At 72.8% G+C, this 13962-nt stretch carries 12 protein-coding genes; 5 read left to right on the forward strand and 7 right to left on the reverse strand.

Translation table 11 applies throughout. The annotated features are described in order from the left end of the window. Positions 1–12 precede the first annotated feature (12 nt). The 5 genes from PUR61_RS36240 to PUR61_RS36260 all read right to left on the reverse strand — a co-directional run bounded on the left by PUR61_RS36240 (position 13) and on the right by PUR61_RS36260 (position 5210). The gene (locus PUR61_RS36240) at positions 13–756 is read right to left on the reverse strand and encodes a hypothetical protein (protein ID WP_329883807.1); all 744 of its coding nucleotides are present in this window, start codon (positions 754–756) and stop codon (positions 13–15) included. 90 nt (positions 757–846) lie between these two features. Beyond that, entirely contained in the window at positions 847–1392 is a 546-nt protein-coding gene (locus PUR61_RS36245) for a hypothetical protein (protein ID WP_329883808.1), read from the reverse strand. A 238-nt stretch (positions 1393–1630) separates the two neighbouring features. After that, on the reverse strand, positions 1631–3643 hold the full coding sequence (locus tag PUR61_RS36250) for a PE-PGRS family protein (protein ID WP_329883809.1): 2013 nt from the start codon (positions 3641–3643) through the stop codon (positions 1631–1633). A gap of 86 nt (positions 3644–3729) precedes the next feature. After that, entirely contained in the window at positions 3730–4680 is a 951-nt protein-coding gene (locus PUR61_RS36255; RefSeq protein ID WP_329883811.1) for a hypothetical protein, read from the reverse strand. 110 nt (positions 4681–4790) lie between these two features. After that, the gene (locus tag PUR61_RS36260) at positions 4791–5210 is read right to left on the reverse strand and encodes a hypothetical protein (RefSeq protein ID WP_329883812.1); all 420 of its coding nucleotides are present in this window, start codon (positions 5208–5210) and stop codon (positions 4791–4793) included. Positions 5211–6437: 1227 nt separating this feature from the next. On the opposite strand from PUR61_RS36260, the gene PUR61_RS36265 reads away from it, so the two are divergent. Then, positions 6438–6914: a DUF5959 family protein gene (locus tag PUR61_RS36265; RefSeq protein WP_329883813.1), complete on the forward strand. Its 477-nt coding sequence runs from the start codon at positions 6438–6440 to the stop codon at positions 6912–6914. A gap of 166 nt (positions 6915–7080) precedes the next feature. On the opposite strand, the gene PUR61_RS36270 is transcribed toward PUR61_RS36265, so the two are convergent. Then, positions 7081–7437, reverse strand: a complete 357-nt coding sequence (locus PUR61_RS36270; protein ID WP_329883814.1) for a hypothetical protein — start codon at positions 7435–7437, stop codon at positions 7081–7083. A gap of 96 nt (positions 7438–7533) precedes the next feature. After that, positions 7534–8307, reverse strand: a complete 774-nt coding sequence (locus PUR61_RS36275; protein WP_329883815.1) for a response regulator — start codon at positions 8305–8307, stop codon at positions 7534–7536. Positions 8308–8418: 111 nt separating this feature from the next. Between PUR61_RS36275 and PUR61_RS36280 the strand changes: the two genes are divergently transcribed. The 4 genes from PUR61_RS36280 to PUR61_RS36295 all read left to right on the forward strand — a co-directional run bounded on the left by PUR61_RS36280 (position 8419) and on the right by PUR61_RS36295 (position 13827). Continuing rightward, on the forward strand, positions 8419–10026 hold the full coding sequence (locus tag PUR61_RS36280; protein WP_329883816.1) for a sensor histidine kinase: 1608 nt from the start codon (positions 8419–8421) through the stop codon (positions 10024–10026). Next, positions 10023–11216 (forward strand): PP2C family protein-serine/threonine phosphatase, encoded by a 1194-nt coding sequence (locus PUR61_RS36285; RefSeq protein ID WP_329883817.1) that lies wholly within the window; start codon positions 10023–10025, stop codon positions 11214–11216. The genes PUR61_RS36280 and PUR61_RS36285 overlap by 4 nt, the downstream gene beginning before the upstream one ends. Before the next feature lie 247 nt (positions 11217–11463). Next, positions 11464–11985, forward strand: coding sequence for a hypothetical protein (locus PUR61_RS36290; RefSeq protein WP_329883818.1), 522 nt, complete (start codon positions 11464–11466; stop codon positions 11983–11985). Between the two features lie 750 nt (positions 11986–12735). After that, positions 12736–13827, forward strand: coding sequence for a vWA domain-containing protein (locus PUR61_RS36295; RefSeq protein ID WP_329883820.1), 1092 nt, complete (start codon positions 12736–12738; stop codon positions 13825–13827). The last annotated feature ends 135 nt before the right edge of the window (positions 13828–13962 follow it).

Raw genomic sequence — 13962 nt, forward strand, 5'->3', positions numbered from 1 at the left:
ACCGGTGTCCGGTCAGGAGGCGATCAGGCGGTCCAGGACGCTGCGGAAGTCCCGCATGGCAAGCCTGAGTTCCTCGGTCGACCCGGCCCCGGTGCCGGACCCGCCGGACCCCTTGGCGGCCGCGTCGACCATCGGGCGCAGGGCCGCGCGGCGCTGCGCCACCGCCTCGGCCACCTGGTCGGCGGTCCGGCCGATCAGGTCGTCGGCGCGGGTGACGGCGCCGGCGGGGTCGTCGACGAATCCGGCCTGCACGGCGCCCCACTCGGCGGCGATCACCTCGACCCGCTGCCGGTCCAGCCAGCCGCCGGGGGTCGGCCGGGCGGCGCCGTGGGCTCCGGCGTGCGTGGCGGTGTGGGCGCCGGTCTGCGGATCGGGGTCGGCCTTCGTCATGGCCCCGGCCGGAGCCGCGGCGGCGTCGGTACTGCGGGCGGCCACGTCGTGGGCGGGTGCCGCACCGTGCGCGGGCCGGTCGTGCGCGGGCCGTACGTGCTCGGCGGGTGCGGCGCCTGCGGCCGGGCGGTCCGGCCCGGCCGGGGCCCCCCCGGGGACCTGCTCCGGTGTGCGGCCCGGCGTGTGGTCGGCTGCGTCGTGCGGCAGGTGCACCGGGGTCTGCGCGACGGCGAGCCGGGCCCGGCCGTCGGGGGCCGTGCCGGGTGCGGCGGGCGGTGCGGCGTGAGTCGGGGGCACGTCCGGTACGGCGGTGGGCGGCTCCGCGGGCAGGGCGGGAGCGCGATGGGTGTGCCGGGTGTCCGTCATGACGGTCCTCCTCGTTCGAGTGCTTCGAGTGCTTCGAGTGCTTCGGGTGCGTCGGGAACGGAGCGCGCGGGGCGCGGAGTGCGTCGGGCGTCAGCGCGTCGCGAGTGCGCCCTGGCGGGTCCGGTGCAGCAGCTCCTGGGCGAGGTCGCGGACCGCGATCAGGGCCATTCGCAGTGCCTCGCTGTCGCCGGCCTCGCCGCCCTGGGCGCGGACCAGCGTCCGGCGGGCGGTGCGGTAGCGGGCGAGCGCGGCGGGGTGGTCGACGGAGACGGCTTCCAGCCGGCCCTTCTCCGGGTACCCCATGCGGCCGAGCACGGTGTCCAGCAGGCTGTCGGCCTCGGCGACCGCGCGCAGCGGGTCCTCGACGAACAGCGCCTGGAGGCCCTGGAGTTCGGCCGCCGCCCGATCGCGGTCGGCGGCGTCGAGCGGGGTGATCCGCAGGCTCCGGTGGCGGGAGATCCGGTCGGAGAGCTCCTGCTCGGCGAGCCGGACCTGCCCGTCGTGGCCCAGCACGGCGTTGTCGTACTCGGGTCCGAAGCGGGCATGCAGCCTGCGGGAGCGCAGTCGTGGCAGCACGACCGCGAGCAGTGCGGCCAGCACGAGCAGTGCGGCGATGGCGATGTAGCCGGCTTCCATTCTCCGGGTCCCTTCCCTCGGTGCTGCCCTGCCCGGCTCCGCGCCGGGTGGCCTGCCGAGGGCCCGTCTTGCCCGAACCGCCGGGCTCAAACTCCCGGTGGCACAAGGACCGTGGTCGCGGGCCCGGCGGGGCCCGCCGGGTGCGGAGCCGGCGCCAGGGCCGCCGACGCCGCGTCAGGGCGTCGGCGGGGCCGGGCCCGGAGGGTTGCGGGGTGCTCTGGATCGGCGACGCGGGCCGTCACGACAGGGGGCCGCCGGTGGGACCGGCCGCCATCCGGCGCATGACCTCGGCCGGGAGTGCGGGCTGGGCGGCGGCCTCGGCTGCGGTGCAGGAGTCCAGCAGCAGCCGGACCAGGACCCGTGCCGGTAGCCCGGGGTGGGCAGCGGCGGCCTGCCGGATGTGCCGGTTCGGGTCGTCGAGCAGCCTGACCGCCGAGGCAGCCCCGAGCCGCGGGTCGGTGGCGGCCCGGTACCGCACCTCCGGGTCGGCGTCCCGGCTGAACCGCTCGACCAGCCCGGCTGTCGAGGCCGGGTCCTCCAGCGCGAGCCTCCGCATCCGCGGATTCGGGTCGTCGGCGTGGCGCAGCAGGTCGGTGCGGGGGAAATGGGGGTGGCCGAGCGGTCGGTCGGGACGGGTGAGGCTGCCGGTCCACCACTGCCACACGCTCATCAGCATGTCGGCCGGCGCGTCGTCGCAGGACTCGGCGAGGAAGAGCCGGACCAAGCGGTCCTCGTCACGGGCGAGGCGATCGACCACGTCGGACGGAAGGCGGCGGGCCCGGGCGACGCTCCGCCGGATCAGCGGGTGGCCGGAGGCGGCCAGCCGGCGCATGGCGTCGGGATCCTCGTGCAGTGCCACGACCCAGTCGAGTGCCGACGAATGGGCCGATGGGTCGAACGCGACCACGACGGCGGCGCGTTGTTCCTCGGTGAGGTCGTGGCGCAGGGCCACCCGGTGGCGTACGGCCTCGTCGGGGTCTCGGCCGAGCAGGTCGACCAGGTCAGGGTCCAGCCGAGGGTTGTCGGCGAGGGCGCGGCGCTGGTTCGCGGCGCCGTGGCGGGCCAGGTGCCCGGCGAGGTCGCGGTCCAGTCGGCAGGTCTGCAGTGCGGCGGTGTCCAGGCCGTCCTCGGCGTCGAACACAGCGCGGGTGAGGGGGTGGTCGATGTGGTGCCGGTGCCGCGCGTGGGTGCGGACCCTGTCGTCGGGGTCGGTGAGCAGCGTCTCGCGGGCCGGGCCGTCCAGGTGCGGCCAGGCCCGGGGGCAGGCGGCGGCCCGGACCGTCGGGTCGGGGTCGGCCGCTAGGCCGGCGAGCAGGTCGGCGGGAAGCCCGGGCAGCCGGGCGGCCTCGGCGCGGACTCGGGCCTGCGAGTCGGACGCGAGCTGTCGGCAGGTGTCCGGGGGGAGTTCCCTGCCGTACTCCGCCGCCAGCATGGTGACGACCCAACGGGTCCGGGCGGATCCCGCGTCCCGGAGCACCTGGGCCCAGTGTTCGGGGCCCAGGCCGGGTTGGTGTTCGAGGGCGGAGATGCGGATGGCCCGGTCGGGGTGGCCGAGTGCCTTCGCCAGAGCCTTCGCGGGCATCCGGCGGTAGAGGATCCACCTGGTGCGATCCACCAGGTCCTCGTACAGGTCCTCGGGCAGGGCGGGGTTGCGGCCGAGGCCGTCGGTCCACGCCCGGCCCAGCGCCTCGGACGGTCCGGGGCCGTCGAGCAGGGACGTCCAGGCGGCGGCGCGCTCCTCGGCCGTCTCGGTGACCTCCCGCGCGGCGGAGGTCTCCTGACGCTCGCGGACCCGCTCCACGGCGACCAGCCGGGCGATCGCGTCCTCGGAGGTCACACCGAGCAGGGTGCCGCCGTCCGGCGAGGCCGTCAGGAAGGCGGGCCGCCCGCGGGGGGCGCCCAGGACGCCGGCGAGGTCCCAGTCCTCGGTGAGGCGCACCCTGGTCCAGTGGCGGCAGCCGCAACTGCCGGACGAGCCGGGGACGTCGATCAGGAACTCGCCGTCCGCGCCGAGGATTCCGTGCTCGATGGCGAACCGGTGCCACCGCGCGTTCAGTGCGATGACGGCGTCGGGACGGTCGAGTCGCACGGTCGTGGCGGGTTCGACCTCGCCGGACAGCACGGGACGCCAGGCGGCCGACGGTGTCAGGGCCTCCGGGGCCGACCGGTCACCGACGGTCTCCAAGCCGGCCCGCTTGAGAAGGTCGGGGAGGTCGGGCAGGTCCGGCAGCTCGGCGTTCGCACTCGTCATGGCGGCCATCCTTGCCGATCGACGGCCGGGACCGGTCGACGGGCCACCGGGAAGGTGCGGCCGGACGGTGCCGTCCCGGCGCCGTCTCAGCTGCCGGAGGCCGTCACGGACCGGGCGAGTTCCAGCATGGCGTCGTTGTCCGCCTTCACCGCCGTCAGCTCCGGCAGGCGCCGCCGGATCAGTTCGTTCTCGTACGCGGTCTCGACGGTGAACCACGTCCCCACCACGTTGGTCCGGGCCTTGCACTCGACGTCGGCGGTGGCCGTGGCGATCTCCTCCGCGGTCGCCCTGGCGGTGGCCGCCCACCGCGGGTCCTTCAGGGCGTCCCCGGGCGTGGCGTAGGAGTGGCCGCGGTCGGCCATGCAGCGTGACCAGTCCTGGAAGGCGGCCTTGACCCGGGGGTCCTTCATCGAGCGCTCGAAGCCCTCGTAGTTGATCCCCACCGCGACGTCGGCGTCCCGGCCGGTCCCGCCGCGCGAGGTCAGTTCCTTCTGCGCGGCCCCGATGCATCCGCCGGGCGGGAGCGGCTTCCCGCGCAGCGTGGAGGCGGATCCCGGGGCGGGTTTGCCGTCCGGCCCGAGGCCGGAGCCGAGCACCGTGGTGAGGTCGGCACTCAGGGAGGGCGCTCCGGTCGGCTTCTTCCCGCGGTCGGGGTCGGGCGAGTGGTAGCCGTTCACCGTGACGTCGGCGATCTCGATCGGGTCGTACCGGTGGGTGGTCTGGGTCTCGGCGGACGCCCCGGCTCCGTCCGGGCGGGTGTAGTCGAGACCGAACCCCCGCACGCACCGGGCGACCAGCACGGTCTGCGCCGCGTCGTACTGCCGGAACTGCTCCCCGCTCAGCAGGTAGGCCTCGATGGGCAGCGTCCGGTCGTCCACCCGGTTCAGCAGGGGGACGTCCCCGATCGCCGGCGGCTCCATCGGGGCGAGGGAGGAGGTGGGCGCGGCCTCGGTAGCGGCGGGGCGGGAGGCGCATCCGGCGAGGAGGATCAGGGGGACCAGCAGCAGGGCGGGCAGCGAACGGCGTAGGGATGTCATGGCGGGCTCCTTGGGAACCGGCCCGCTGGGTGGTGCGGGCGTTCGGGGGTGGGGCCGGTCCGGGTGCCGGGCCCCCCGGGGAGGGGGCCCGGCACCCGGTCAGGGCCGGGTCAGCGCTCCCAGCTCTGCGAGTGGTTGTTGTTGCGCATGTTGACCGAGCCGCCGTTCCACGGCACCGCGCCCAGGTTCACCCACTGGTCGTGGGGCACGTACTGGTTCGGGCCGGAGTTGCGGATGCTGTACTCGCGGTAGTGGACGCGCAGGTTCCACGAGTGGTCGAGGTTCTGCACGGAGGCGGCGTTGTTCACGACGGCCTGGCCGTTGCCGGCCCCGCCGCCACCGAAGTAGCCGTCGTAGTTGCCGCCCTCGCCCTTGCCGAACTTGGCGCCCTGCAGGTTGGGGCTGTAGTAGACGCACGCGTCGCCGGTGACGCAGCCGCCGCTGCTCGCGAGAGCCGGTCCGGCGGTGCCCAGGAGCACCGTTCCGAGGGTGACCGCGGCCAGCGCGGCGGCCGCCATCTTCTTTGTCATGTCACTGCCTTTCAGTGGGTGGACAAGGAATTACCCGCGCTCCCGCTATCGGGATCGAGGTCATTGCCTGGTCATGTCCGGGCCGATTTCCGCCCGGCGATTGACGACTCTGCCCCAGGGGTGGGGTCGATCCAAGGGAAACCGGCCTCCTTGAGACGTCTCAACCGTCGCCGACCCGCTGACGTGGGGTTTGAGAATATTTCACGTCCTACTGTGAGACGCCCGGGATTCGGTCGCCAGGGGATTCGGCCCGTTGTTCCCCTGTTTCTTGTTGGACCACACCTGATCCGCTTCGGGGGATATGCCCCGCACCGATTGGCCCGCAGTGCGGAAGAATCACGCGGTCCGGTCGGCAGTGGCGGTCCCGGCGCGGGCACCGGAAATTCCACGGCATATCCGGAGGCTCCACGGAGGGGCTTCCGGAGCGCCTCGGAGGGGAGTCCCGTCGCGGCCGTGCCCCGGCGGCCGGCCGGCCCCAGGGCCGTCACGGCGTCCGCAGGGCCTGTCGTCACCGCTGCGCCCTCCCCGCTGCGCCGTTGCGCGGGCTTCGGTGGAAGGGGGGGTGCGGGTGGGGGAGGTCGTCGTGTGGTGACGGCCCTGGAGGGGGGATCCTGCGGCGTGCGCCTCTTGCCGGCTGCGGTTCCGCCGATTTCACGCGGCTTCATCCCGGTTCGACCTCCATGGCCTCCAGGAAATGGTTATGGGGCGAAAAGGTCGGCCATGGACATGGCGGCCGGGCCGAAAAGATCCGGGTCGGATTCGATCCGTTCTGTCGGACGCCGCCGGGGACGTGCGCGGGTGCGGGAATCCCGGTGAATCCGGACTAGTGGATTCCGATATCCGAGGGTGGCGGTGTGGCGAAGGATCGAAACCCGACCGCGGGCCGGCCGAACGGCCGCGAAAAACCGGAACGGGATGCTCCGAATTGTGCCCGTCCGGTATTCACCGAGGAATCCCGCGAGCCGCCCGCTCGTGGCAGGCCGCGCGGTCGCCAAAGGGGCGGGGTGCTGAATCGGCCGGGGGAGAACCGGGCGTCGCATGCGGCCCGCTCGACCCTCGCCGCCCGCGGCGGACGGCGGGCACGGGTCACGGCACCCGTGTCACCGGTCGCCCCGGTCCGACACCGCCTCGGGGTGCCCCCGCGCTGCCCGGGCCCCGCCGTCCACCCCTGTCGGTGTGCCGGGAGAGGATGCCGGGGCCGATGTCGCCGCAGGGAAGAGAGCTGTCGTGGAAGAGACCGAGTCCGTCGACCTGATCCGCCTGGCCGACCGCCCCGGGCTCGGTGGCCGGAGCGTCAGCGTGCGGGTGACGGGCCGGAGTGCTCCGGGCGCTCTCCTGGGCCACGACTGGCTCGACTGCGAGATCGTGATCACTACCGAGGTCGTCCACGGCTGCCTCCCTGTGGTGCTGACCCCGGACGACGTCGAGGACCGGGAGAGGAAGCTCGACGAGCTCGCCGACGGGCGGAGCGCCTCCTGGCCGGACTCGGGACGCGGTCCGGAGCTGACCGTCCAACCGACACGGAACGGCGGAATGTGGGTGTCGGTCGGCGATCCCGAGTCCTCGGGAGTGGTGGTCAAGCTCCCTCTGGCCCCGGCGGCCGGGTGGGTCGAGGAGCAGCGAGCCCTCCTGGCGCGCGTGTCCGGGGTGTTCCCGCGAGAGACCGTGGAGACGACGCCCGGAGTGTTCGTGTGGCGCCGGTAGCACCTGGCCCGACCTCGGAGCGGCAGGCGGCCCGGCCCCTGGACCGTCTGCCGGGCGCCCCGAGACGGGCGTCGCCGCCCAGGACGGCCGTCCGCCGAACTGCCACGTGCGGACTTCTGCGCCGGCGCACCGCCCCGCCAGGCTCGGAGGTGTCACGTGCCGGTCGTCACTCCGGGTCGAGGAACTGTTTCAGGGTGCGCCGCTTGGGCGGCTGGTGGTCGATCACCTCGACCAGCTCGGCCACACCGATCCGGACGTGCAGCGTGCCGGAGTGCGACTCCAGCGCGACCAGCCAGGCGCCCCCGCCGAGCCGGTACACCAGCCTGCGGTACGGCTTGCGCTCCGACAGCAGGCTCGGCACGTACGACCGCGCCAGGCTTTCCGCCAGTTCGTGAGCGTTCGCCGCGTCGCGGGCCGGGTGCCGGGCGGCCAGGCCCCACCGGTGGTCGTCCTCCCCCCAGGTGTTCTTGGACTCCTCCTCCACGAGCACCTGCCACACGCCGTCGGACACCATGTCCACCACCCCCGGCTCCACTCCTACCCGGCGGCGTACGGGCCACTCCGCCCGCTCGGGAACCCGGCGGGCGGCGTCGGCGTGGACGGCGCCGGCCGGGAGCGCCTACGCGCGGGGCGGACGGGTGGCGGTGTCGAGGTAGAAGGCGTCGATGGTCTGGACGGCCCGCTCGAACTCCTCCAGGTTGACGGGTTTGGTCACGTAGGCGTTGGCGTGGCTGCTGTACGCGCCGGTGACGTCGTCCGGGGCCGAGGAGGTGGTGAGGACGACGACGGGGATGGTCCGCAGGTCCTCGTCGGCCTTCAGGACCTTCAGCAGGTCCCGGCCGTTCATCCGGGGCATGTTGAGGTCGAGGACGATGAGGTCGGGGCGTACACTGTCGGGCGCGCGCAGGTGCTCCAGTGCGGCGAGCCCGTCGGTGACCTGGATCAGGTTGCGGGTACCCCGCTCGGTGAGGGCCTCCTCGATGAGCATGGCGTCGGCCACGTCGTCCTCGACGAGCAGGACGTCGAAGGGACGGGCGGGAGAGGTCATCATCGGTTGCTCCGCAGGGTTGTCGTTCGAGTGGGGGAAGAGCCCCGGCCACCGGCGGCGGGCGCCTTGGCGGGTCATGCCGCAGGCGGCACCGAGCTGGGGATAGCCGGCGCCCGCACCGGCGGCGGCGGCCGCCGCCTCTTGCTGGAGCCGTACTGTGGCCTGCTGAAGGTGGTCCAGCAGGTGCAGCAGGCTCAGCGACCGCGCCGGGCCGTCCGTCGCAGGCGGCGAGGGGTCTTCCAGCAGCTGAAGAGCAAGACGCCGCGCAAGGTGGGCGACCGCGGCGTCCGCGACCGCTGCCGTCTCCTGCGGAGTGGTCCGCAGGACGAAGTTCTTGCCAGGCATATCCGCACTCTAGGCCCCTGATTGACCCCGCGACAACAAGCGTTGTCGGATGCCCTCTACAGTGAGCGCTGCGCCGCTGGACGCGGCCGCCACACCGGAGGAGCTCAGAGGATGACCGGCTACGACAGGCCGCCGCGGACGCGGAGGTTTTCCACGTGGACGACCAGGCGATGGCTGCGGGTGGGTGCGGCCGTCTCCCTGGTGGTGTTGGGCCTTCTCGGTGTGACCGGAGCATGGGTGCTGGAGCGGACGGCGTCGATCAGCGAGGACCTCGTGGACGTCAAGTCGCCCGCGGTGACCACGGCGTTCCGGCTGGAGTCGGCCCTGCTCAACCAGGAGACCGGCATCCGGGGGTACGGGCTCACCGGCAACCCCGAGTTCCTCGAACCCTACCGGCAGGGAATCACCGAGCAGGAGACCCACGTCGCACGACTCGCGGTCCTGCTCCGGGACGACGACGACGCCCTCGTCGACCTGGCCGAGGTCGAGGGGCTGATCTCGACGTGGCAGGAGAGGATCGCCCGGCCGACCGCGGCCTCGCCGTCCGGGGCACCGTCACCGCTGGTCGTCGAACGGGCGGCGGAGGGCAAGAACACGTTCGACGCGGCGAGGTCGGCGCTCCTCAGGCAGCAGGAGCGGCTGCGCGCGGACCGGGTCGAGGCGCGGGACGACCTCACGCGCATCATGGAGCTGAGGAACTGGATCTTCACCGCGATCGCCCTGGTGATCGCGGTCCTCACGGTGCTGATCTTCGAAGGGCTGCGCCGCGGCATCACCACTCCGCTGGAACGGCTCGGGGCCGACGCCCGTGCCGTCGCCGGCGGCGACTTCGACCACCCCATCGCGTCCGTCGGCCCCGCCGACCTGCGCCGGCTGAGCAGTGAGATCGACTCCATGCGCCGACGCCTGGTCCAGGAGCTCGCGTTCACCGAGGAGGCCCGCCTGCGCCTGGACGCGCAGGCGGCCGAGCTCCAGCGCTCCAACACCGAGCTGGAGCAGTTCGCCTACGTGGCCTCCCACGACCTGCAGGAGCCGCTGCGCAAGGTCTCCAGCTTCACCCAGCTCCTCCAGCGGCGGTACGGCGGGCAACTCGACGCGAAGGCGGACCAGTACATCGGGTTCGCGGTCGACGGCGCCAACCGCATGCAGACCCTCATCAACGACCTCCTCGACTTCTCCCGCGTGGGGCGGCTCCACCACGCCCACAAGGAGGTCGACCTGACCGCGACGCTGGAGCAGACCCTGGCCACGCTCAGCGTCGGTATCGAGGAGGCCGGCGCGCTCGTCACCCACGACCCGCTGCCGACGCTGGTCGCCGACCCCACCCAGATGGGGATGCTCTGGCAGAACCTGATCGGCAACGCCGTCAAGTTCCGCCGACCCGGCCGGGAGCCGAAGATCCACGTCTCGGCCGAGCGGGAGGGGGAGCTGTGGCGGTTCGCGGTGACCGACAACGGCATCGGCATCGCGCCGGAGTTCGCGGAGAAGGTCTTCGTGATCTTCCAGCGGCTGCACACCAAGGACGCCTACAACGGGAGCGGCATCGGCCTGGCGTTGTGCAAGAAGATCGTCGACTTCCACGGCGGCACCATCGCCGTCGACCCTGAGTACCGGGACGGGACCCGGATCACCTTCACCCTCGCCTCCGAGGCCCCCGAGATCGCGGACGGCCCCGAGCTGCGGGAAGCCACCCGCGTCGGCGCGGAGCCGGCACGATGACCGCGGCCCTGGCAGCCGCCACCGGGGCGGCCTCCGGCGAACCGGTCTACCGCATCCTCCTCATCGAGGACGACGAGGGCGACGCCCTGCTCGTGGAGGAACTCCTCCACGACACGGAACTGCGCTTCGAGCTGACCGTCAGCGCCACGCTGGCCGCGGCCCGCACGGTGCTGGCCACCAGCCCCGTCGACTGCATCCTCCTCGACCTGCACCTGCCCGACGCGTCCGGCACCGCCGCGCTCACCGCCGTCCGCGCGCTGGCCCCGCACACGGCCGTGGTCGTCCTGACCGGGCTGTCCGAAGCCCGGGCGGGCACCGAGGCGATGGCCGCCGGCGCCCAGGACTACCTCGTCAAGGGCATGGTCGTGGCCGACGTGCTGCGCCGGACGGTGCGCTACGCCGTCTACCGCAGCCAGACCGAACGCGCCAACATCGAGGCCCAGGCCGTCCGCCTGCGGGCGGAGGAGAACGCCCGCCTGGAGCGCGGCCTGCTGCCCCCGCCGATCCTCGACACCTCCCGGGTGACGGTGACCACCCGCTACCTCCCCGGCGTCACGACGGCCCTGCTCGGCGGGGACTTCCTCGACGTCGTGGAGGGCGACGACGGACTGCTGCACGCCGTCGTCGGGGACGTCAGCGGGCACGGGCCCGACGCCGCCGCGCTCGGCGTCCTCCTGCGCATCGCCTGGCGCTCCCTCGTCCTCGGCGGACACCGGGGCGGCGACCTGCTCCACCTGATGGAACGCATCCTCGTCGCCGAGCGCGGCGGCCCGTCCATGTTCGCCACCTGCACCCTCCTCACCCTCGACCAGAACGCGGCGACCGCCACCCTCCATCTCGCCGGTCACCACGAACCCCTCCTCACCACGGCGGAGGGCACCCGGGAGCTGACCGCCACCCACGGCATCGCCCTGGGCCTCCTGCCGGGGCTGCGCGACTGGCCCTCCACGGTCGTCCCGCTCCCGGCCGACGCGGCCCTGACCCTCTACACCGACGGCCTGACCGAGGGCCACAACGGCACGATGGGCGAGCGCCTCGGCGTCGAGGGGCTGCTCACCCTGATCGGAAAGCTGCCGCCGACCGATCCGGCCGCCCACGTGGACCTCGTCATCCAGGAGACCCACGCCCTGAACGCCGGCCGTCACACCGACGACCTCGCCGTTCTGCGCCTCGACTGGGACAACCGGTAGCCGACGGTCCGGCGGGCAGCCCCCGCCGGACCGTCGACAGAGCGTTCACTGTCAGGTGAGTGCAACGAACGGGCGGTGGACGTTGCATTCGATCCAGAGTCCATTGCAATGAAAATATTGCCATGAGCTGCATGAATGGCACTTCTGCGCAACTGTCGTGTTGCTTGAGCACTGAAGGCAACGTAGCGTTTCCTTCATCGGAAACCGTATGGGCGGTTCGTGGGGTGGTCATCGACGGGGGCGGATCATGGAGACAGCGCAGAGCCGGAAGCAGACCGAGCCCGGAGCCTTCACCGCCTTCGCCCGCTTCGTGCTCTGCGGCGGCGGGGTGGGGCTCGCCTCCAGTTTCGCCGTGACGGCCCTCGCCTCCTGGATGCCCTGGATCCTGGCCAACGCCCTGATCACCGTGGTCTCCACGCTCCTCGCCACCGAACTGCACGCCCGCTTCACCTTCGGCGCGGGCGGGCGCGCGACCCGGCGCCAGCACGCGCAGTCGGCCGGCTCGGCGGCGGCCGCGTACGCGGTGACCTGCGCCGCGATGCTCGCCCTGCAGCAACTGGCGGCCGAGCCCGGAGCGATGCTCGAACAGGCCGTCTACCTGTCGGCCTCCGCACTCGCCGGTGTCGCGCGGTTCGCGGTGCTGCGCCTGGTGGTCTTCGCGCGGAACCGCTCGCAGGCGGCCCCCGCCCCCATCGCCCGTCCGGTGTACGCGACCGTGGCCCGCTCCTCGGCCCCGGCCGGCCCCGCAGGACTCTGCCGCGCCGCCTGAACGTCCCGGGCCGGGTGCCGCGAAGCCGCCGCCCCGCTCCCGGCCCGGGCCGCCTGCGGGCCCTGCTCCCCCGCCAGGCCCGGGCTCACCACCTTCAGCAGGTCGCCGGGCATGCCCAGTCCGCGGACCCCGGGGCCGCCCGGGTTGGTCTGGAGGATGCCACGCCGTCTCGAAGGGTCGGTCGACGCGATGCGCGGGACGGCGATTTCGATGGTGCGCCCGTCCGGCTCGCCGTAGTCGAGGGGGACGGTGAGGCGCGCGCACCGCGTGCCGCTCGCGGTGAGCGCGGCGTCCCGGCAGGCCGTCCAGTCGACCGGTTGGTGGCGGTACCGGTCCAGACCGTGTCCTTCGGCCGCCGGGCCCCCGACGTGGGTCGAGGTGGCCGGCACCGTCGGGGCCGGGGCCGCCGGCGCCGCAGGCGGGGAGGTCGTGGCGACGGCGGCGACCGACAGGACGAACGTGCCGAGTGCAGTGGCTTTGCTCACGGCTCGCCAACGTACGGGTCCGACACCGGGCCGGGCGCGTACGTCATGGAGTGTCGCGGGGCCGGGCCGCCGAGCACCCCGAACAGCGCAGCCACGTGACCGCGGATCAGGCACCGGCCCGCTCCGGAAGGTGGGTCCGACGGACCGTCTACCCTCGCGAAACCCCAGGTCGGAGGGGACTGTCAGTGCCCCGTCCTAGGGTGGGAACAACGTTGGAGGGGGCGCCGGAAAGGCGTCGAAGAAGCGTGGGAAGAGGGGCAGCACCTTGTCTGCGAACCGGATCAAGCACAAGGTCAACCACGTCTCGCTGGTGGTCGACAACTCCGGCTCGATGCGCCAGCACGAGGCACAGCTCGTGCGCGTGGTGGACGAGTTCGTGAAGGGCCTTCAGGAGGAGTCCGACCGGCTCGGTCACGAGACCCGCATCAGCCTCTACGCCTTCGATCACGAGGTGCAGAACCTGGTCTGGGACATGGACGTCAAGCACCTGCCGTCCCTGCGGGGCCTCTACGAGGTCAACAACGGTGCGACGGCGCTGATCGAGGCGGCCGTGAAGTCCGTCGACGACCTGAAGAACATCTGGGAGGGGTACGGGGAGCACTCCTTCCTCCAGGTGGTCGTCACCGACGGCGAGGAGAACGCCTCGGGCTTCTCGGAGTCCGGCCGGATGCACACCCGCCTGGGCGGCAGCCGGGGCAAGGCCGTCCTGAGCACGTGGATGGACCGCATCCGGAGTGCCATGGACGACCTTCCCGACCACTGGACCTCGGCGATCCTCGTCCCGAACTCCCTGGCCAAGCGCACCGCCCAGGAGTACGGCTTCCCGGCGGGCAACATCGCGATCTGGGACGCCGACTCCAGCAAGGGCGTCGAGGAGGCCATCGGCACCGTCAAGAAGGCTGCCACGGACTTCCTGCGGGGCCGCGAGCAGGGGGTGCGCGGCACCAAGAACCTGTTCTCCATGGGCCAGGACCTGAGCACGGCCGAGGTGAAGGCCAGCCTCGACGCCCTGGACACCGGCAAGTACGTCCTGATCCCGGTCGACGAGCAGTCACCGATCCGCGACTTCGTCACCGGCGCCGGACACCCGTACACCACCGGGTGCGCCTTCTACGAGCTGTCCAAGCGCGAGAAGATCCAGGGCACCAAGCAGCTCGCCGTGGCGGAGAAGGACCCGGCCACCGGCCTGATGACGGGCAGGGTGTTCTCGGGCCCGGCGGCCCGCCGGCTTCTCGGCCTGCCGAAGTCGGAGGCGACGGTGAAGCCGGGCGACAACCCCGAGTACACCGTGTTCGTCCAATCGACCTCCGTCAACCGGAAGTTGGTGTCGGGCACCAACGTGCTCGTCATCCTCTAGTGAGCTGGTCTTGAGATCTGTGGTCGCCACGTGAGGCGCGTTGCGTTTCAGTTCTGATGTTCGCGTGGTCGTGAGTGGTGACAGGCCGTCAGAGCTGCGGTCTGCTGAGCGTATGGGTGACAGCAGACTGCAGCC

This window comes from Streptomyces sp. BE20 (assembly GCF_036322525.1).
Classification (GTDB): Bacteria; Actinomycetota; Actinomycetes; order Streptomycetales; family Streptomycetaceae; genus Kitasatospora.

Bases quoted from the DNA above. Each gene is read 5' to 3' on its own strand.
- PUR61_RS36245 (WP_329883808.1), bottom strand. From the start codon at position 1,392: ATGGAAGCCGGCTACATCGCCATCGCCGCACTGCTCGTGCTGGCCGCA.
- PUR61_RS36260 (WP_329883812.1), bottom strand. From the start codon at position 5,210: ATGACAAAGAAGATGGCGGCCGCCGCGCTGGCCGCGGTCACCCTCGGA.
- PUR61_RS36250 (WP_329883809.1), bottom strand. From the start codon at position 3,643: ATGACGAGTGCGAACGCCGAGCTGCCGGACCTGCCCGACCTCCCCGAC.
- PUR61_RS36255 (WP_329883811.1), bottom strand. From the start codon at position 4,680: ATGACATCCCTACGCCGTTCGCTGCCCGCCCTGCTGCTGGTCCCCCTG.
- PUR61_RS36290 (WP_329883818.1), top strand. From the start codon at position 11,464: ATGGAGACAGCGCAGAGCCGGAAGCAGACCGAGCCCGGAGCCTTCACC.
- PUR61_RS36275 (WP_329883815.1), bottom strand. From the start codon at position 8,307: ATGCCTGGCAAGAACTTCGTCCTGCGGACCACTCCGCAGGAGACGGCA.
- PUR61_RS36280 (WP_329883816.1), top strand. From the start codon at position 8,419: ATGACCGGCTACGACAGGCCGCCGCGGACGCGGAGGTTTTCCACGTGG.
- PUR61_RS36285 (WP_329883817.1), top strand. From the start codon at position 10,023: ATGACCGCGGCCCTGGCAGCCGCCACCGGGGCGGCCTCCGGCGAACCG.
- PUR61_RS36240 (WP_329883807.1), bottom strand. From the start codon at position 756: ATGACGGACACCCGGCACACCCATCGCGCTCCCGCCCTGCCCGCGGAG.